Source organism: Bradyrhizobium tropiciagri, assembly GCF_001189845.1.
Classification (GTDB): domain Bacteria; phylum Pseudomonadota; class Alphaproteobacteria; order Rhizobiales; family Xanthobacteraceae; genus Bradyrhizobium; species Bradyrhizobium tropiciagri.
In genome coordinates this window covers 1-18,614 of sequence record NZ_LFLZ01000115.1, presented here as the reverse complement: position 1 = coordinate 18,614, position 18,614 = coordinate 1, and the positions used below count along the sequence as shown (strand labels likewise).

Annotated in this window: 14 protein-coding genes; 9 read left to right on the top strand and 5 right to left on the bottom strand. The window is 65.6% G+C overall.

The window, feature by feature from the left end; translation table 11 throughout:
- The first annotated feature begins 103 nt into the window (after window positions 1-103).
- Window positions 104-1,084 (top strand): NAD(P)H-dependent glycerol-3-phosphate dehydrogenase, encoded by a 981-nt coding sequence (locus tag AKN84_RS42250; protein WP_050426250.1) that lies wholly within the window; start codon window positions 104-106, stop codon window positions 1,082-1,084.
- A 3-nt stretch (window positions 1,085-1,087) separates the two neighbouring features.
- Here the strand turns inward: AKN84_RS42250 and AKN84_RS42245 are convergent, their stop codons facing one another.
- Window positions 1,088-1,849, bottom strand: coding sequence for a haloacid dehalogenase type II (locus AKN84_RS42245; protein ID WP_050426249.1), 762 nt, complete (start codon window positions 1,847-1,849; stop codon window positions 1,088-1,090).
- 207 nt (window positions 1,850-2,056) lie between these two features.
- On the opposite strand from AKN84_RS42245, the gene AKN84_RS42235 reads away from it, so the two are divergent.
- Complete coding sequence (locus tag AKN84_RS42235) at window positions 2,057-3,184, top strand: alpha/beta hydrolase (RefSeq protein ID WP_050426247.1); 1,128 nt, start codon at window positions 2,057-2,059, stop codon at window positions 3,182-3,184.
- Window positions 3,185-3,258: 74 nt separating this feature from the next.
- Window positions 3,259-3,672: an EVE domain-containing protein gene (locus AKN84_RS42230; protein WP_050426246.1), complete on the top strand. Its 414-nt coding sequence runs from the start codon at window positions 3,259-3,261 to the stop codon at window positions 3,670-3,672.
- A 159-nt stretch (window positions 3,673-3,831) separates the two neighbouring features.
- On the opposite strand, the gene AKN84_RS42225 is transcribed toward AKN84_RS42230, so the two are convergent.
- On the bottom strand, window positions 3,832-4,992 hold the full coding sequence (locus tag AKN84_RS42225; protein ID WP_050426245.1) for a DNA topoisomerase IB: 1,161 nt from the start codon (window positions 4,990-4,992) through the stop codon (window positions 3,832-3,834).
- 764 nt (window positions 4,993-5,756) lie between these two features.
- On the opposite strand from AKN84_RS42225, the gene acs reads away from it, so the two are divergent.
- Window positions 5,757-7,697, top strand: a complete 1,941-nt coding sequence (gene acs / locus AKN84_RS42215; RefSeq protein ID WP_050426251.1) for an acetate--CoA ligase — start codon at window positions 5,757-5,759, stop codon at window positions 7,695-7,697.
- Window positions 7,698-8,069: 372 nt separating this feature from the next.
- Window positions 8,070-8,585, top strand: coding sequence for a L,D-transpeptidase (locus AKN84_RS42210; protein WP_050426243.1), 516 nt, complete (start codon window positions 8,070-8,072; stop codon window positions 8,583-8,585).
- 306 nt (window positions 8,586-8,891) lie between these two features.
- Here the strand turns inward: AKN84_RS42210 and AKN84_RS42205 are convergent, their stop codons facing one another.
- Both AKN84_RS42205 and AKN84_RS42200 read right to left on the bottom strand, forming a co-directional pair.
- Complete coding sequence (locus AKN84_RS42205) at window positions 8,892-9,500, bottom strand: thermonuclease family protein (protein WP_193399723.1); 609 nt, start codon at window positions 9,498-9,500, stop codon at window positions 8,892-8,894.
- A gap of 52 nt (window positions 9,501-9,552) precedes the next feature.
- On the bottom strand, window positions 9,553-9,774 hold the full coding sequence (locus AKN84_RS42200; protein WP_050426241.1) for a DUF1674 domain-containing protein: 222 nt from the start codon (window positions 9,772-9,774) through the stop codon (window positions 9,553-9,555).
- A 187-nt stretch (window positions 9,775-9,961) separates the two neighbouring features.
- Here AKN84_RS42200 and AKN84_RS42195 point away from each other — a divergent pair, with 187 nt between their 5' ends.
- From AKN84_RS42195 to purH, 3 genes are all read left to right on the top strand, one after another.
- Window positions 9,962-11,308 (top strand): RsmB/NOP family class I SAM-dependent RNA methyltransferase, encoded by a 1,347-nt coding sequence (locus AKN84_RS42195; RefSeq protein ID WP_050426240.1) that lies wholly within the window; start codon window positions 9,962-9,964, stop codon window positions 11,306-11,308.
- Window positions 11,309-11,445: 137 nt separating this feature from the next.
- Complete coding sequence (locus AKN84_RS42190) at window positions 11,446-13,197, top strand: heparinase II/III family protein (RefSeq protein ID WP_128971657.1); 1,752 nt, start codon at window positions 11,446-11,448, stop codon at window positions 13,195-13,197.
- 282 nt (window positions 13,198-13,479) lie between these two features.
- Window positions 13,480-15,072, top strand: a complete 1,593-nt coding sequence (purH, locus tag AKN84_RS42185) for a bifunctional phosphoribosylaminoimidazolecarboxamide formyltransferase/IMP cyclohydrolase (protein WP_050426238.1) — start codon at window positions 13,480-13,482, stop codon at window positions 15,070-15,072.
- A gap of 133 nt (window positions 15,073-15,205) precedes the next feature.
- Here the strand turns inward: purH and AKN84_RS42180 are convergent, their stop codons facing one another.
- Window positions 15,206-16,609: an MFS transporter gene (locus AKN84_RS42180; protein WP_050426237.1), complete on the bottom strand. Its 1,404-nt coding sequence runs from the start codon at window positions 16,607-16,609 to the stop codon at window positions 15,206-15,208.
- A gap of 127 nt (window positions 16,610-16,736) precedes the next feature.
- Between AKN84_RS42180 and ggt the strand changes: the two genes are divergently transcribed.
- Window positions 16,737-18,482 carry a gamma-glutamyltransferase gene (ggt, locus tag AKN84_RS42175; protein ID WP_050426236.1) on the top strand — a complete coding sequence of 582 codons (1,746 nt, stop codon included), beginning with the start codon at window positions 16,737-16,739 and terminating at the stop codon, window positions 18,480-18,482.
- Window positions 18,483-18,614: the final 132 nt, after the last annotated feature.

Below are 18,614 nucleotides of genomic sequence, written 5' to 3'. Positions count from 1 at the left end.
GGGGGACTCTCCACACGCCAGGTGCCTGCGGATGCAGCCCCTCACCCCAACCCTCTCCCCGCAAGAGCGGGGCGAGGGAGCACGGTCGAGCTAGGGGTTTCCGATGCCCGCGCATATGTCAGTCAGCGTGATCGGGGCCGGCGCCTGGGGCACGGCATTGGCCGAGGTCGCGGCGCGCGCCGGACGCAAGGTGACGCTGTATGCGCGCAATGCCGAGCATGCCGCGCAGATCGAGGCGACGCGGATCAATCCGAAGCTGGCCGGCGTCCGGCTTCAGCCCGGCATCGCGGTGACATCGGATATCGCCGCCGCAGGGCGCGCAGACATCATTCTGGCGGTGACCCCGGCGCAGCATCTGCGCGCGGCGATCGGACACCTTGCGCCGCACCTCAAGCCTGACACGCCGGTGATCGCCTGCGCCAAGGGCATCGAGCATGGCACGCACAAATTCATGACCGAGGTGGTCGCGGAAGCCGCGCCGCGCGCCGTGCCCGCCATCCTGTCAGGACCGAGCTTTGCCGACGACGTCGCGCGCGGACTACCGACCGCGGTCACGTTGGCCACCGGGGACGAAGCGCTCGCACGCGCGCTGGTGCAGGCGCTCGGCTCGGCGACTTTCCGGCCCTACCACACGTCAGACGTGCGCGGCGTCGAGATCGGCGGCGCGGCCAAGAATGTGCTGGCGATCGCCGCCGGCATCGTCGTCGGCAGGAATCTCGGCGCTTCCGCGCTCGCGGCCCTGACCACGCGCGGCTTCAGCGAGCTCGCACGGTTGGGCCGCGCGTGCGGCGCGCGCACCGAAACCCTCGCTGGCTTGTCGGGGCTTGGCGATCTCCTGCTCAGCTGCTCGACCGCGCAATCGCGCAACTTCGCGCTCGGCCTCGCGCTCGGGCGGGGTGAAGCAGCGCCGGTCGGCAAGCTCGCCGAAGGCGCGTTCACCGCGCCGGTGCTGTGCGAGCTCGCCGCCGCGCAAAAGGTCGATATGCCGGTGTCAAACGCGGTTGCCGCAATCCTGAGCGACCGGCTGACGATCGATGCGGCGATCGAAGGCCTGCTGACGCGGCCATTCAAGGCCGAGGAATGATCCTCACGCGGTCACGAAGGCGACGAGATCGTTCATTCCCGATCCCGCGCCGTCAGGCGCAACGCCAAGCTCCTCGACGGTGGCAGCGGCGCGATTGATCCAGAAGGTTGGATAGCCGAACCACTTTGCTCCAGCGACATCCCAGCCCGCGAACGCCGCAAAGACGATCTCCTCCTTGCGCAGGGCGAACGCATCGACACCCATCTGATAGGCGCGGGCGTCGGGTTTGAAGGCCTGAACCTTGTCGGTCGAGAGGTGAAGCTCGAACAGTCCCTGCAGCCCGGAATTCCTGACCACTGCATCGAGCATCGGCGCGGTGAGGTTCGAAAGGAACGCCATGCGCACGCCGGCATCGCGCAGTCGTCCAAGCGCCGGCAGGACATCGGGCCACGCCTTGAGCTCCAGATATGTCTGCATCAATCGGTCGCGCTGCTCCGGTCGCAGCTCGACCTTCATTGCCTTGGCCGCGAACACCAGCGCATCCTCGGTGATGCGCCAGAAATCGATGTAGCGGCCGCCAAGGGTCCTGAGCCAGCCATATTCGAACTGCCGGTTGCGCCAGGCGGCGCTCAACTCGGCACCTTTGCCCGGAAACATCTCCTCCACCCGCGCGAACACCGGACGCGGATCGATGACCGGAAAGCCGTCGAAGGCGATGGCCTTGAACAACGGGCGGCCTGCGGTGCGCGCTTGGTGCGGCAGCACTGCCGCGGTCGCAACGGAAGCTGCGGTCAGGACGGTGAAGGTCCGACGATTCAGAAGCATGTGATCTCCTGCAAGACGAGGAGCCACTCGATCACAGGAAAAGCGTCACGGCACAATTGCCGGATTCCGGCAGAGATCATTCCAGATTTCAGAACAATCGACGCCAGCAGGCTGCCCTTCACGGCCAGAACCTGCCGTACTAGCGTGGCTGGCGAACCGTCGGATCCCGGTCGAACAATCGAAAAACGGATCCCAAGGGAAAAACCCATGCGTCGACCGCATCGCGTCCTCCTTTCGATCGGCCTTCTTTCGATCAACCTTGCAGCCGCCCTCGCCGCCTCGTCCACCGCAGCCCACGCCCAAACCGCCGCCTCCTACGACGACCTCGCAAAGATCGAAGCGGCCGCCAATGCCGACAACGGCAAGCGGGTCGCGCCGCTCAAATCGATCGGCAACCCCACCACCGATGTCTCCCCGGAGATGCAGGCGATGATCGGCGCGCCCTATCCGCCGCATTTCAACGCCAACCCGAAAACGCCAGCGGAATGGAAGGAGCTGATCGATCGCCGCGCCAAGGAGGCCATCGCGAATATTCCGGCGATGAAGGCGAAGCTCGGTGTCAAGGTCGAGGAGACCAGACTTGCCGGCGTGCACTGCTACATCGTGACACCGAACAAGATCGCGCTCGAGAACCGGCGCCGCCTCCTGATCCACGTGCATGACGGCGGCTACGTGTTCGCCCCCGGCGAAGCGGCGCTGCCGGAAGCCATCATGATGGCCGGCTTCGGCGGCTACAAGGTGATCTCGATCGACTACCGGATGCCGCCGGACTTCCCGTATCCGGCCGCGATGGACGACGCGATGGCGGTGTGGAAGGAAGTTCTGAAATCGCACGAGCGCCACCGGCTGGCGATCTTCGGCACCTCGACCGGCGGCGCGATGACGCTGGCGATGGTGTTGCGGGCAAAGGATGAGAAGCTGCCGCTGCCCGCCGCCATCGCGCCGGGCACGCCGTGGTCCGACATCGACAAGATCGGCGACAGCTACGCGAGCAATGAGTGGGTCGACAACGTGCTGGTGACCTGGGACGGCTGGCTCGGCCGCGCGGCCAAGCTTTATGCCAACGGAACCAGCCTGAAGAATCCCTACATCTCGCCGATCTACGGCGACTTCAAGGGTTTTCCGCCGGCCATCCTGACTTCGGGCACGCGCGATCTGTTCCTCAGCAACACGGTTCGTACGCATCGCAAATTGCGGCGCGCCGGCGTGATTGCCGACCTCAATGTCTATGAGGGGCAGTCCCACGCGCAGTACCAGATGAACATCGATGCGCCCGAGACCAGGGAGGCGTTCACCGATATCGCCAAATTCTTCGATCGATATCTGAAGCAGTGAGCGCGCTTGTCGCGGGCATCGAGCTGCCTGTAGATTGCCGCGCAATCGGCGATCGAGAACGGGGTAAAGTCGCAATGAATTACTGGCTGGTGAAATCCGAACCGTCGACCTGGTCATGGGACCAGCAGGTCGCCAAGGGCGCGAAGGGCGAGGCCTGGACCGGCGTGCGCAACTTCACGGCGCGGCAGAACCTCGTCAACATGAAGAAGGGCGACAAGGCGTTCTTCTATCATTCCAACGAGGGCAAGGAGATCGTCGGCATCGCCGAGATCATCAAGGAAGCCTATCCGGATCCGACCGACAAGACCGGCAAGTTCGTCTGCGTCGACATCAAGGCCGACAAGCCGCTGAAGACGCCGGTGACGATGGCCGCGATCAAGGCCGACAAGAAGCTCGCCGACATGGCGCTGGTGAAATACTCGCGGCTCTCGGTGCAGCCGGTCACCGCGGAGGAATGGAAGATGGTCTGCAAGATGGGCGGGCTGTAAGCGTCGCCGCAAACTCCACCGTCGTCCCGGCGAAGGCCGGGACCCATTGCCACAGGCGAGCATTGTTGAAGCGCGCCGTGGCTACAGCTCGTGTCAGCAATCAAGATTCGGGGTTATGGGTCCCGGCTTTCGCCGGGACGACAAGTGGAGAGTGACGGGCTACGCCCCGGCCGCCATCACCACCTGCGCCAGCAACTGCTCGCGCTTGCTCTGGGTACGATAGCCGCCCATCGTCGCGGCGAAGCGCTCGAGGATGCCGTCCTCGAACGCGGTGACGATGGTGTCGTGGACATAGCTCTTGCGGCAGATCGCCGGCGTATTGGAAAGCTGGTCGGCGGCGGCGCGGATCGCGTCCAGCACCTGGCGCTTGCGGCCGCGCTGGCTGGCGGCCGGCGTGATCCGCGACAGCGATTCCACGACGACGGCCGACGCCATCAGGGTGCGGAAATCCTTCAGCGAAATCTTGATGCCGGCGAGCTCGCGCAGGAACGCGTTCACCGCCGTGGTCGAGGCGGCGCGCACGACGCCCGAGCGGTCGTAATACTGGAACATGCGCTTGCCCGGGACGTCGCGCAGGATGCCGATCGCGCGCACCAGCTTTGCCGCATCGCATTCCTTGCGCACGGCCTTGCCGCCCTTGGCCTTGAAGGTCAGCACCAGAGAATCGTCTTCCAGCGTGACGTTGGACTTCAAAAGCGTAGTGGCGCCGCGGGTGCCGTTGAGGCGGGCATAGGATTCGTTGCCGGGCCGGATCGCGGTGCGCGCGATCAGCTCGATCACCGCCGACAGCGCGAACTCGCGCGTCGGCTCGTCGCCGGAGAGGAACGCCGAGACCTTGCGCCGGATCTTCGGCAGCGCGGCCACCAGCTTGCCCAAGCGATGCGCCTTGCGCTGCTCGCGGACCTTCTCCCAATCGGCGTGATAGCGATATTGCAGCCGGCCGGCCGCATCGAGGCCGACTGCCTGCAGATGCGTGTTCGGATCGGTAGAATAGCGCACCCGGCGGTAGGCCGGCGGCATCGCCATCGCGTGCAGCCGGCGAATGGTGCGGGCATCGCGGACGCGCGAGCCATTGGCGCGAACGAACGAATAATTCTTGCCGCGCTTGACGCGGCGGATGGTCAGCTCGTTCTGGTCGCCGAGCCGCAGGCCCAGATCGCGGGCGAGATCTTCAACTGACGTCTTGATGGCGGCGGCGGCCGGGGCGTCGAGCTTGAGCTTGGACGGCCGTTTGGGCCATTGGCCCAGCGCCTTCGCCAGGGCGACAGCGGGATCGGCGGACATGGGCCGCACAGCCGCGATGTTCTGCTGATCCATCATACTACTCGTCAGACGCCTGTTCCGCTGTTCTCCCGGTAATGCCGTTGCTTCGGGCTTCGTTCCGGTGGGGCCGTCCGGCCTCGGATTGGCGATTTAGGGCGTCGGGACTGACATTGCGAGTCGCGAATCGGTTATCTGCGGTTTCTAAATACCTTTCATGGGTGCCATTCGCCCGCTAACCTTGATTTTGGGCTGTCCGGCATCGGTCAAAACAGCGGGAGCGCGGTCCGGGAACCGGGCTTTGGAGGATCCGCGACGACGGGGGAGACAGGTCAGGGATCGTGCCGTTTCCAGCCCGGTCCCCGGAGGGACGCGCCAAGCGATCTGCGCCGGCGCTCCGGCGCGAAATCGTCGGCGCAGATGATCGCGACTGCCATTCTACAATTCATCGAAGCGCGCAATGAGCGGTCCAGCACGACGGATGTCGGAGCGCCACGTCCGATCGTGATCGCCAATTCTTTCGCGACACCGATCGGCTCCGGCGACGCTCGAGGCGCAAGCGAGCGGAGCGGCGAACGATACCACTACGACCAAGAGACCAGTGACTAGAGCACACGATGGCGCATAGGTTTCACTCGTCAACGAGGCGCGGTAAACCGCCCAATCAGATGTAGCGGCCGGCGCAATGTCCGGCGGCTTCGACGCGACGAAAGTGACAGTCCTTTTTCCTTGCCGGGCCGGAATGCGGCAACGCATAATCGCGGCAATGATCAGGACGGCTTGTCACCGCGTTGTTTGCGATCGGCAATGAGTGGAGGAAAATGATGTCCGAGAAGATCTATGACGTGTCGGCCGATTGGGCCAAGCGCGCCTATGTCAACGACGCCAAATATCGCGAGATGTACGCGCACTCGGTCAAGGATCCCAACGGCTTCTGGGCCGAGCACGGCAAGCGGATCGACTGGATCAAGCCCTTCACCAAGGTCGAGAACGTCTCCTTCGCGCCCGGCAACGTCGCGATCAAGTGGTTCGAAGATGGCGTGCTGAACGTCGCCTGGAACTGCATCGACCGCCATCTCGAGAAGCGCGGCGACCAGACCGCGATCATCTGGGAGGGCGACGACCCCTCCGAATCCAAGCACATCACCTACCGCCAGCTGCACGACGAAGTCTGCAAGATGGCCAACATCCTGCGCACGCGGAACGTCAAGAAGGGCGACCGCGTCACGATCTATCTGCCGATGATCCCGGAAGCGGCCTACGCCATGCTGGCCTGCGCGCGGATCGGCGCGATCCACTCTGTGGTGTTCGGCGGTTTCTCGCCGGACAGCCTCGCCCAGCGCATCAAGGACTGCGATTCCAAGGTGGTCATCACCGCCGATGAAGGCCTGCGCGGCGGCAAGAAGGTGCCGCTGAAGGCCAATGTCGATGCGGCGATTGCCAAGACCGGCGGCGTCGATTGGGTCGTGGTGGTGAAGCGCACCGGCGGTGCTGTTGACATGAACCCGACCCGCGACCTCTGGTATCACGAGGCGGCCAAGGTGGTGACATCAGAATGTCCGGCCGAGCACATGCATGCCGAGGACCCGCTGTTCATCCTCTACACTTCGGGCTCGACCGGCACGCCGAAGGGTGTGCTGCACACCTCCGCCGGCTACCTCGTGTTCGCGTCGATGACGCATCAATACGTGTTCGACTATCACGACGGCGACATCTATTGGTGCACCGCCGACGTCGGCTGGGTCACCGGCCACAGCTACATCCTCTACGGGCCGCTCTGTAACGGCGCGACCACGCTGATGTTCGAGGGCGTGCCGAACTACCCGGACAATTCGCGTTTCTGGAACGTGGTCGACAAGCACAAGGTCAACATCTTCTACACCGCGCCGACCGCGATCCGTGCGCTGATGCAGGGCGGCGACGAGCCGGTGAAGAAGACCTCGCGCAAATCGCTGCGGCTGCTCGGCTCGGTCGGCGAGCCGATCAATCCGGAAGCCTGGGAGTGGTACTACCGCGTGGTCGGCGACGATCGCTGCCCGATCGTCGACACCTGGTGGCAGACCGAGACCGGCGGCATTCTGATCACGCCGCTGCCCGGCGCGACCAAGCTGAAGCCGGGCTCGGCGACGCGGCCGTTCTTCGGCGTGGTGCCTGAGATCGTCGACGCCGACGGCAAGACGCTGGACGGCGAGACCTCGGGCAATCTCTGCCTGACCAAGTCATGGCCGGGCCAGATGCGCACGGTCTATGGCGATCATGCGCGCTTCGAGCAGACCTATTTCTCGACCTACAAGAACAAGTACTTCACCGGCGACGGCTGCCGGCGCGATGCCGACGGCTATTACTGGATCACCGGCCGCGTCGACGACGTCATCAACGTTTCCGGCCACCGCATGGGCACCGCCGAGGTCGAAAGCTCGCTGGTCGCGCATGAGGCGGTGTCGGAAGCCGCCGTCGTCGGCTATCCGCACGACATCAAGGGCCAGGGCATCTATGCCTATGTCACGCTGATGAAGGGCACCGAGCCGACCGAGGCCTTGCGCAAGGAGCTCGTCGCCTGGGTCCGCAAGGACATCGGCCCGATCGCTTCGCCGGATCTGATCCAGTTCGCGCCCGGCCTGCCCAAGACGCGCTCCGGCAAGATCATGCGCCGCATCCTGCGCAAGATCGCCGAGGACGAACCGTCGAGCCTCGGCGACACCTCGACCCTGGCCGATCCCGCCGTCGTCGATGACCTCGTGCAGAACCGCCAGAACAAGAAGTAACCCGGCGACGGCAATATCGAGACATGCAGCAAGGGCCGCGCGCGATCACCGCCGCGGCCCTTCGCTTTCGTCCCACGTCGTTCGAAAGCGCGCTCGAAAACGCGATGGAAGCGGCCATTTCACGGGATTGTCAGAGGCAGGGCGTCATTGCGGCACGTTTGTGGCCAAGTGTTGTTTTCAGGTCATTTACTTTAATCCGAACTTTTCCTTTTCTCCCCGCCATCAGGACGTGTCTCGCGGCCGGTGTGAAACCATCCGGTTAAGACACGCGGTTAATATTGCGTGCGTGAGACCGGCGGGCCCGGTTTTTTTCAGGGCTCTGCACCTTCGTTTTTGGCTCCCCACGGGAGCTGTTGGGAAGTGGAGAGGTTGATGTCGATGAAGTTTGCGGTGGCGCTGGCTGCCACCCTTGGTGCCGTTGTCGTGATGTCGCAGGCGGCCGAAGCGCGGCCGGAAATGGTCGGAATCCACGCCGACAATTATGAGCCGGGCACCATCGTGGTGAGGACCAACGAACGGCGGCTCTATCTCATTCTCGATTCCGGCCACGCGATGCGTTACCCCGTCGGCGTCGGCAGGTCCGGCAAGCAATGGGCGGGCACCACGAGGATCGACGGCAAGTATCGCAACCCGGCCTGGTCGCCGCCCGCCGAGGTGAGGCGCGACAAGCCGAGCATCCCGGATGTGATCGCCGGCGGCTCGCCGCGTAACCCGATGGGCGTCGCGGCGATGACGCTGGCCGGCGGCGAATACGCCATCCACGGCACCAACGTGCCGGGCTCGGTCGGCGGCTTCGTCTCTTACGGCTGCATCCGCATGCTGAACACCGACATCACCGATCTCTATTCGCGCGTCTCGGTCGGCACGACGGTTGTCGTCACCCGCTGATTGCGCTCAGCGATTCTCCGAAAGAAAAGCCGCGCATCTGCGCGGCTTTTTGTTTGCGTCATCGGCGTCGTTGGCGGCCACGAGGCGATCCCCTAACGCATGATGAGATTAGGTTGGGCTGCAACGGCGTCGAAAGTTCACCTCTCCCTTGGGAGAGGTCGATTTGCGCAGCAAATCGGGTGAGGGGCTACGGTCCATCGAGAGAACAAGAGCTCACCCGGATTGCTGCGCAATCCGACCTCTCCCCGTCGGGGAGAGGTGAACCGCATCCGTGGCCAAACCAATTCAACTCAACCTCATCCCGCTCTAACGCGCAAAATATCCGCACCAGCCGAAGCGGTGGCCGCCATTGTAGGCGCGGGCATGACCGGCCGCGAGCAGCGCGGCGGAGACGTTGTCGGTTTTCCTGGTCGCGACATCGGCAACGACGCGCCCCTGATATCTGTCGGGACCGACATTGTAGATCGCGACATCGCCCTGGCCGAGCAGATCGCGCAGCGCGACCGTCGCCGCCTGCGCCATTTGCAGTTCGCGCGCGCAGGACGCCTTCAGCTCCGGCGCATCGATGCCGCGCAGCCGGACCCGCGTATAGAAATCCGGGCCCGGCGCGAGATGCACCCGCGCCTCGAACGTGTCGCCATCGATCGTCCTGATCACATCGACGCTGTGCCTCGCGTCAGGCGCACCGGCGCGCTGCAAGATTATTTCGGCATCGCGCGACCGGCTCAACGACCAGTGCGACGGCAAAGGCACCCATTGAGGCACAAACTGGCGGATCGGAAGCATGCTGCCGACCGCGATGCCGAGCACGAACACCCAAGGCAGCGCCGCCGAGACGCGGCGGCCCCACGGCGAGCGGCGGAAGGGCGGACGTCCCGTCCCACGATAAGGATTTATTCTCTCGTATGGGGACATATTCCCAGACTGACTTGAGTCGGGCCGACAGGCAAGACACGCCAAAAGACTCTCAGAAGTCCGAGGCGATGCCCTTGGTCTCCCAATCGCCGTAACGCGTCGGTTCCGGTCCCTTGGGGCCCTGATATTCCTTCGGCCGCGCGGCCGCATCCTTCGCGGCCAGCTCCTCGGCAGCCTTGCGCCGCGCTTCGGCTTCGGCGAGCGCGCGCTGGGCTGCCGGCGTCAGCGGCTTGCGCGGCGCGGGTTCCGGCGGCGATGGCGATTTGTCATTCATGGTAAGCTTTCTCGGCAAAACTTTCTGCCTGCGAATTTCGTATCCTGGTGATGGCTCAGTGACGACATCACGATCAAGAAATCCGCAAGACGATTCTTACATTTGGCATATTCGCATGCCAGAGGTGTTTTCGAGTTGATGGGCATGAGCCGAATGTAACTCAGCACCTTCGAGATATCTCCGCTCCATGCCCCCTTCAAGATTTGCAGTTCCTGCCGAAGTCCCCGGTCTCGCGGCGCGCCGCATCGCGGCCGACATCCTCGACGGCGTGCTGCACAAGCACCGCACGCTCGACGACCAGCTCGACGGCGCCGGCGCGCATCCCGGCCTGAAATCGCTGGCCGATCGCGACCGCGCGCTGATGCGCCGGTTGGTCTCAACCATCCTGCGCAAGCTCGGCACGCTCGGCCATCTGCTGTCGCGCCTGCTCGATCGCGGCATCCCGACCGATGCGCCGCGCGCGCAGAGCGCGCTGCTGATCGGTGCCGCGCAGATCCTCTGGATGGACGTGCCTGACCACGCCGCGGTCGACCTCTCGGTGCGGCTCGTGCAGTCCGACCGGCGCGCGGCGAAATATGCCGGGCTGGTCAACGCCGTGCTGCGCCGCTGCGCGCGCGAGGGCCAAGGCCTGATCGACGAGATCAGCATGCAGACGCTGGACCTGCCGCCATGGATGCTGGCGCGCTGGAATGCGCATTACGGCGAGGCCACTGCGCGCGAGATGGCGCTGGCGCTCGGCCACGAGCCGTCGCTCGATCTCACGGTGAAGTCGGACGCGGCGCAATGGGCGAGCCGCCTGCATGGCGAGACCTTGCCGACGGGAACCGTGCGCACGCTGCTGCAGGGTTCCGTCACCATGCTGCCGGGCTTTGCCGAAGGCCAATGGTGGGTGCAGGACGCCGCCGCGGCGCTGCCGGTGCGGCTGTTCGGCGAGATCAACGGCAAGGCGATTGCAGATCTCTGCGCCGCGCCCGGCGGCAAAACGGCTCAGCTCGCGCTGGCAGGCGCGCAGGTCACCGCGGTCGACCGCTCGCCGGCGCGGGTCGCGCGGTTGCGCGAAAACCTCACGCGGCTGGCGTTGCAAGCCGACACTGTGGTCGCCGACGCCACCGAATGGCCCGCCGAAGCCGCAAGCTTCGACGGTATCCTGGTCGATGCGCCCTGCACCTCGACGGGAACCATCCGCCGCCATCCCGACGTCGCCTGGCTGCGCCAGGAAGGCGACATCGCCGCGCTGTCGGCGCTGCAGAAGCGGCTGCTGCAGAAGGCCACCCATCTCTTGAAGCCGGGCGGCACGCTGGTCTACTGCACCTGCTCGCTGGAGCCGGAGGAAGGCGAGCACGCGATCGCCGCGCTGCTGGCCGGCGAATCAGGCCTGCGCCGTGCGCCGGTCGAGAAGGGCGAGGTTGCCGGCCTCGGCGACGTCATTACCGCCGACGGCGATCTGCGCACCCTGCCCAGCCATCTGCCCAACGCCGACCCGCGGCTGGGCGGGCTGGACGGCTTTTACGCAGCCCGGCTGGTTAAATCCTGATTTTAAACTTCAGTCCTCTAAGCTCGAAGTGATTCGCGCGGTTTCAAGAGGGTGTCTTGTTTATCAAGAAGGTGTCTTGGCCGCGTTTCCGGATTAAATAAGGATTCGTTGAAAATTCCCTCCCCGCAAGGTTAGGCGTGTCGGTCGCTCAAAGCAGACGCATCTCGACGCTGATTGCTGGCCGCTTTGCCCGCAGCATGCTCGCACGCGCCAGCGGAAGCACGGTTGCGCTGTCGCGGCTGTGGCCCGGCCGCACCGACCGGCTGATCATCGCTCCACACGATCTGCGGACCGCCGACGCCACCCGCGCCGCCGAGATCTATGCCGGGCGATTCGTGTTCGCCGGCAAGATCGTCACCTGCCACGGCCGCTCGATCTTCGATCTCGAGCCGCCGTCGGAGGATTGGGAGGCCGCCCTGCTCGGCTTCGGCTGGCTGCGCCATCTGCGCGCCGCCGACACCGCGCTGACCCGCGCCAATGCCCGCTCGCTGGTCGACGATTGGATTTCGAATCAGGCCCGCAAGCGGCCGCTGGAGCGGCGCGCCGATGTGCGCGCGCGGCGCGTGATCTCGCTGTTGTCGCAGGCCCCCTTGGTGCTCGGCGACACCGACGGAAAATTCTACCGCAAATATCTGCGCGGGCTGGCGCGCGAGATCCGCTATCTGCGCCACGCGACGCTCGACAATGACGGCGTGCCGCGCCTGCAGGTGCTGATCGCGCTGTGCTACGCCTCGCTCTGCCTCGCCAATCAGGCGCGCAACATCAAGTCCGCGACGCGCAGGCTGTCGGACGAGTTGCAGCGCCAGATCCTGCCCGATGGCGGCCACATCTCGCGCAATCCCGGGGCGCTGGTCGAGCTGCTGAGCGATCTGTTGCCGCTGCGCCAGACCTTTGCCGCGCGGAATATCGCGCCGCCGCCGGCGCTGCTCAACGCGATCGACCGCATGATGCCGATGCTGCGCTTCTTCCGGCACGGCGACGGCAGCTTCGCGCTGTTCAACGGCATGTCGACCGCGCCATCAGATCTGGTCGCGACGCTGCTCGCCTATGACGACACCCGCGGCGTGCCGATGGCGAGCATGCCGCACACCGGCTTCCAGCGGCTCGACGCCGGCAACACCACGCTGATCATCGACACCGGTCCGCCGCCGCCGGCGAGCGTCAGCCAGGATGCGCATGCCGGCTGCCTGTCGTTCGAGCTGTCCTCCGGCGTGAGCCGCATCGTCGTCAATTGCGGGATGCCGTCGACGGGGCGCGACAATTGGCGGCCGTTCGCGCGCTCCACCGCGGCGCATTCGACGCTGACCTATCGCGACACCTCGTCTTGCCAGTTCGTCGAGCTGTCGGCGATGAAGCGGCTGCTGCGCGGCGCGCCGATCACCAGCGGCCCGAGCAATGTCGAGAGCTACCGCGAGGCCGTTCCCGGCGGCGACGTGCTCACCGCCTCGCATGACGGCTATCTCTCCCGCTTCGGCGTGATCCATCGCCGCGTGCTGATGGTCTCCCAGGACGGCACCCGCCTGGAGGGCGAGGATTCGCTGTCGCCGGCGCCTGGCGGCCGCATCAAGGGCAGCGAGGCCGATTTCGCGCTGCGCTTCCATTTGCACCCCTCGGTGAAGGCGAGCCGGCTGTCGGATGCCCGCGGCGTGATGCTGGTGCTGCCGAACCGCGACGTCTGGACCTTCGAAGCGATGGACGACAAGGTCGACCTCGAGGACAGCGTGTTCCTGGCCGGCAATGACGGTCCCCGCCGCACCTCCCAAATCGTGATCCGGCAGGACGCCAGGCAAGCCGCCACCATCCGCTGGAGCTTCGTGCGCTCCTCGACCTCGGCCACCGCCACCAACGCCCGCCGCAACGCCCGCCGCGAGCCGGAACTGCCGCTGTAGGGATTGTCGTATCGGCCTGACTTCGGCCGGCGCGCCCATCGCAGTCCCGTCACCCTGAGGAGCGCGCTCTTGCGCGCGTCTCGAAGGGTCGACGGCCATCAGCCGGGCCGATTCATCCTTCGAGACGCCGCTGCGCGGCTCCTCAGGATGACGGGGATGGTGTAGCGGGGGAAAGTTTGGACTGAATCGCCGCCAATTTGCGGGGATTCAGTCCCACGTACCGGTTTCGTACCGCACAGAACCATGCTACCCGGCTGCCTTAACAGCCAAGGATTTTCCGATATGACCGAGCAGCTTCGCCGCGTGACCCGCGCTCTGTTGTCCGTTTCCGACAAGACCGGACTGATCGATTTCGCCAGGGCGCTGGCCGACCAGGGCGTCGAGCTGGTTTCGACCGGCGGCACCGCCAAGGCGATCGCGGCGGCCGGGCTGCAGGTCAAGGACGTCTCCGAGCTGACCGGTTTCCCCGAGATGATGGACGGCCGGGTCAAGACGCTGCATCCGAAGGTGCATGGCGGCCTGCTCGCGATCCGCGACAACAAGGAACATGCCGCCGCGATGGCTTCGCACGGCATCGCGCCGATCGACCTTCTGGTGGTCAACCTCTATCCGTTCGAGGCCACCGTCGACAAAGGCGCAGGGTTCGAGGAGTGCATCGAGAACATCGACATCGGCGGCCCCGCGATGATCCGCGCGGCGGCGAAGAACCATGACGACGTCGCCGTGGTGGTCGAGGCGAACGACTACCAGGCTGTGCTCGACGAGCTCGCCGCGCACAAGGGCGCCACCTCGCTTGGCCTGCGCCGGCGGCTCGCCGCCAAGGCCTATGCCCGCACCGCAGCCTACGACGCCGCGATCTCGAACTGGTTCGCGGTGCAGCTCGACACCAAGGCGCCGGATTTCCGCGCCTTCGGCGGCAGGCTGATCCAGTCGCTGCGCTACGGCGAGAACCCGCACCAGACCGCGGCGTTCTACGCCACGCCGGAGAAGCGGCCGGGCGTTGCGACCGCACGCCAGCTGCAGGGCAAGGAACTGTCCTACAACAACATCAACGACACCGACGCGGCCTATGAATGCGTCGGCGAGTTCGATCCGCAGCGCACCGCGGCCTGCGTCATCGTCAAGCACGCCAATCCCTGCGGCGTCGCTGAAGGACCGGATCTCGCGACCGCCTATGCGCGCGCGCTGGCCTGCGACTCCACCTCGGCCTATGGCGGCATCATCGCGGTCAACCGCACGCTCGATGCGGATGCCGCGCGCGCCATCATCGGCATCTTCACCGAGGTGATCATCGCGCCCGATGCGACCGAGGAGGCGATCTCGATCATCGCCGGCCGGCGCAATCTGCGTCTGTTGCTCGCCGGCGGCCTGCCGAACGCGCGCGCGCTCGGCCTCACTGCCAAGACCGTGGCCGGCGGCCTGCTGGTGCAGAGCCGCGACAATGCGGTGGTCGAGGACATGAACCTGAAGGTCGCCACCAAGCGCGCGCCGACCGACGCCGAGCTGCGCGATCTGAAATTCGCCTTCCGCGTCGCCAAGCACGTCAAGTCGAACACCATCATCTACGCCAAGGACCTTGCCACCGTCGGCATCGGCGCCGGCCAGATGAGCCGGGTCGATTCCGCGCGCATCGCCGCGCGCAAGGCGCTCGATGCCGCGGCCGAGCTGAAGCTCGCCGAGCCCCTGACCAAGGGTTCGGTGGTCGCATCAGATGCCTTCTTCCCGTTCGCCGACGGCATGCTCGCCTGCATCGAGGCCGGCGCCACCGCCGTGATCCAGCCCGGCGGCTCGATGCGCGACGACGAGGTGATCAAGGCCGCCGACGAGCACGGCATCGCCATGGTGTTCACCGGCGTGCGGCATTTCCGGCACTGATCTCTCAGCACGGTCGTCCCGGCGAAGGCAGGGACCCATAACCACCGAACTTGCTTGGTGAGGGGCGACTAACCCCAGCGCGCCTTCGATAGATCACGCGGTATGGGTCCCGGCCGCCGTGCGCAATTGCGCACTAGGCCGGGACGACAGCGGTGGTTTGTTCGCGCACCCGCGCCAGCAACCCCAGCCCCACCACGAAGAACGCCACCAGCACCGCCATGCCGTACTTCTGGCTCGCAGTCGCCGCCGTGATCGCGCCGATCAAGAGCGGGCCGATGAACGACGTCACTTTCCCGGTCAGCGCGAACAACCCAAAGTACTGCGCGATCCGATCCTTCGGCGCGAGGCGGATCAAGAGCGAGCGCGACGCCGCCTGCAACGGCGCGCCGGTGGCGCCGATCAGGCAGCCCAGCACGATATAGGCGCGCTCGGCAGCGCCGGCGAACAGGGGACCACCAGGCACCGGTGGCGCCACCGGGATGAACAGGATGGAATCCTTGTTCACGGTAAGGATCACGACGATCGCAAACAGCAGGATCACGAGGCTGCCGGTGATCACGCGCTTCGGCCCGAACGCATCGTCGAGCTTGCCGCCGATCCAGCCGCCGAACGTGCCGGCAACCGCCAGGATGATGCCGAAGGTGCCGATCCGGATCGTGTCCCAGCCGAACGTGCCGGCGGCATAGATGCCGCCGAACGCAAACAGCGAGACCAGCCCGTCGGTGTAGATCATGTTCGCCAACAGGAACCACGCCAGCGATCTCTGCTTCGGCAGGCTCAGCAATGATTCCCTGAGCTCGCGCAGGCCTTCGCCGAGCGCCTCGCGCATCGGCCGTTTCGCCGGATAGTCCGGTGTGAACAGGAACATCGGCGTCACGAAGATGATGAACCACAGCCCGGTCAGCGGCCCGGTGATGCGGTCGCCTTCATGCATGACGGGATCGAGACCGAACAGCGGCGTGAAGCCGAACAGCGTCTTGCCGGTCTCCGCATTGGCCGCGAGGAAGCCGAGCACCAGCACGAGGCTGAGGATGCCGCCGACATAGCCGGTGGCCCAGCCGGTGCCCGAGAGCCGCCCGATCCGGTCCGGCGGCACCAGCGTCGGCATCATCGCATTGTTGAAGACGGTCGCGAACTCGACGCCGACGCTGGCGATCGCATAGGCGAGCAACAGCATGGGGATGATGTCTGGATTGCCGGGCGTGCCGATCCACATCGCGCTCGATCCGATCACAAGCAGCGCGCCGAACACCGCGATCCACGGCTTGCGCCGGCCGCTGGCATCGGCGATCGCCCCTAATACCGGCGACAGCAACGCGATCGCGAGCCCCGCCGCGGCAGTCGCAAAGCCCCACAGCGCCTGCCCGCTCGCGGCATCTGATGCGACGAAGCTCGCGAAATAGGGCGCGAACACGAAGGTCGTGATCAGCGTGAAACAAGGCTGCGCGGCCCAGTCGAAGAAGATCCAGCTGATGACGGCTGCGCGGCCGGGATAGACTTTGGTGGCGGCCTTCGCTTTACCGACGCCCGTCTGCATTGTTGCCGTCATCGCAAAAGATATTCCTTGAGATCGAGCCACAGGCAGGCTTTTGCCGCTGCAAGCCGCTCCCATATAGCATGGGCCGGTTTGGCTGATACGGCGATGAACAGGGCAGGACATTTCGATGGCGCTGACAGCAACGATGTCGCGGCGGCTGTTTGCCGCTCTCCTGGTGATCGGCATCGCGACGCCGGCCCTCGGCCAGGTTCAGCGTCGCGCCTACGAGCCGTCAGCCACTGCTACGACCAGCAGCATTCGCGCCGAACACGGCATGGTGGTGGCGCAGGAGAAGCTCGCTGCGCGGGTCGGTTCCGACATATTGCGGCAGGGCGGCAATGCAGTGGACGCCGCGGTCGCGACCGGCTTTGCGATGGCGGTGACCTATCCGCGCGCCGGCAATATCGGCGGCGGCGGTTTCATGGTGATCCATCTCGTCGACCGCAACGAAGATGTCGCGATCGACTATCGCGAGACCGCGCCGCAGGCCGCAACCCGCGACATGTTCCTCAACGCCGACGGCAAGCCCGATCCCGACAAGTCGCGCAACTCCGCACTCGCGATCGGCGTGCCCGGCACGGTCGCGGGCCTCGCGCTGGCGCTGGAGAAATACGGCTCCGGCAAGTTCACGCTGGCGCAGATCCTGAAACCGGCGATCGATCTCGCACGAGACGGCTTCATCGTCACCGACGATACATCCGATACGCTGGCGGACATGTATCGCCGCATGTCGCGCTGGCCGAACTCTGCCAAGACGTTCTCGCACGCCGACGGCACACCGCTGCATGAGGGTGACCGCCTGATCCAGGGCGATCTCGCCGGCGTCTTGACCGCGATTGCCGAACAGGGTCCGCGCGGCTTCTACGAAGGTGCGGTCGCCGAGAAGCTGGTCAGCGGGATCAAGAATGCCGGCGGCATCTTCACATCAGAGGATCTGAAATCCTACCAGCCGGTGATTCGTACGCCGGTCCGCGGCAGCTATCGCGGTTACGACATCGTCTCGATGCCGCAGCCCTCCTCCGGCGGCGTCGTGCTGCTCGAGATCCTCAACATCCTCGAGGGCTTTGCGATGTCGGACATGAAGCAGGGCTCGGCCTCCTCGCTGCATGTCATGATCGAGGCGATGAAGCGGGCCTATGCCGATCGCGCCCGCTATCTCGGCGATCCCGCCTTCGTCGACGCACCGACCAAGCTGCTGGTCGACAAGGACTATGCCGCGAAGCAGCGGGCGACCATCGATCTTGCCCGGGCCACGCCCTGGACCGACGTGCGCAACGCCAAGCAACCGCACGAGGGCGACAACACCACGCATTACTCGGTCGTCGATGCCAGTGGCAATGCCGTCAGCAACACCTACACGCTGAACTTCCCGTATGGCGTCGGCCTCGTCGCTGACGGCACCGGGGTGTTGCTCAACAACGAGCTCGACGATTTCACCGCAGCGCCCGGCGCCTCCAACGCGTTCGGCCTGGTCGGCTTCGAGGCCAACCTGCCCGGTCCCGGCAAGCGCCCGCTGTCGTCGATGTCGCCGACCATCGTGCTGAAGGACGGCAAGCCGGTGCTGGTGACCGGATCGCCCGGCGGCAGCCGCATCATATCAGCCGTGACGCAGATCATCGTCGACGTCATCGACTACAAGATGGACATCGCAGCCGCGGTCGCGGCGCCCCGCATCCACCATCAATGGCTGCCCGACGAGGTCCGGATCGAGCGCGGCTTTCCCGACGAGGTGCTGACCGAGCTGAAGGCCAAAGGGCACAAGCTGGTCGAGCCACTCGGCTACTCCTCCGCGAACTCGATCGTGGTCACGACCAGTGGTCTGCTCGGTGCGCCCGATCCGCGCACGCGCGGCACGGAGGCTGCGGGATACTAAATGTGATGGGATCGGGTTGAGCTGGAGCCGCGATGGAGCTTCACCTCTCCCTTGGGAGAGGTCGCGCGTAGCGCCGGGTGAGGGGTTACGCTCTCTCGTTGGAGCCGCAGCCCCTCACCCGATTTGCTGCGC

Coding starts and splice junctions, on each gene's coding strand:
- AKN84_RS42250 (WP_050426250.1), top strand. CDS start 104: ATGCCCGCGCATATGTCAGTCAGCGTGATCGGGGCCGGCGCCTGGGGC.
- AKN84_RS42245 (WP_050426249.1), bottom strand. CDS start 1,849: ATGCTTCTGAATCGTCGGACCTTCACCGTCCTGACCGCAGCTTCCGTT.
- AKN84_RS42235 (WP_050426247.1), top strand. CDS start 2,057: ATGCGTCGACCGCATCGCGTCCTCCTTTCGATCGGCCTTCTTTCGATC.
- AKN84_RS42230 (WP_050426246.1), top strand. CDS start 3,259: ATGAATTACTGGCTGGTGAAATCCGAACCGTCGACCTGGTCATGGGAC.
- AKN84_RS42225 (WP_050426245.1), bottom strand. CDS start 4,992: ATGATGGATCAGCAGAACATCGCGGCTGTGCGGCCCATGTCCGCCGAT.
- acs (WP_050426251.1), top strand. CDS start 5,757: ATGTCCGAGAAGATCTATGACGTGTCGGCCGATTGGGCCAAGCGCGCC.
- AKN84_RS42210 (WP_050426243.1), top strand. CDS start 8,070: ATGTCGATGAAGTTTGCGGTGGCGCTGGCTGCCACCCTTGGTGCCGTT.
- AKN84_RS42205 (WP_193399723.1), bottom strand. CDS start 9,500: ATGTCCCCATACGAGAGAATAAATCCTTATCGTGGGACGGGACGTCCG.
- AKN84_RS42200 (WP_050426241.1), bottom strand. CDS start 9,774: ATGAATGACAAATCGCCATCGCCGCCGGAACCCGCGCCGCGCAAGCCG.
- AKN84_RS42195 (WP_050426240.1), top strand. CDS start 9,962: ATGCCCCCTTCAAGATTTGCAGTTCCTGCCGAAGTCCCCGGTCTCGCG.
- purH (WP_050426238.1), top strand. CDS start 13,480: ATGACCGAGCAGCTTCGCCGCGTGACCCGCGCTCTGTTGTCCGTTTCC.
- AKN84_RS42180 (WP_050426237.1), bottom strand. CDS start 16,609: ATGCAGACGGGCGTCGGTAAAGCGAAGGCCGCCACCAAAGTCTATCCC.
- ggt (WP_050426236.1), top strand. CDS start 16,737: ATGGCGCTGACAGCAACGATGTCGCGGCGGCTGTTTGCCGCTCTCCTG.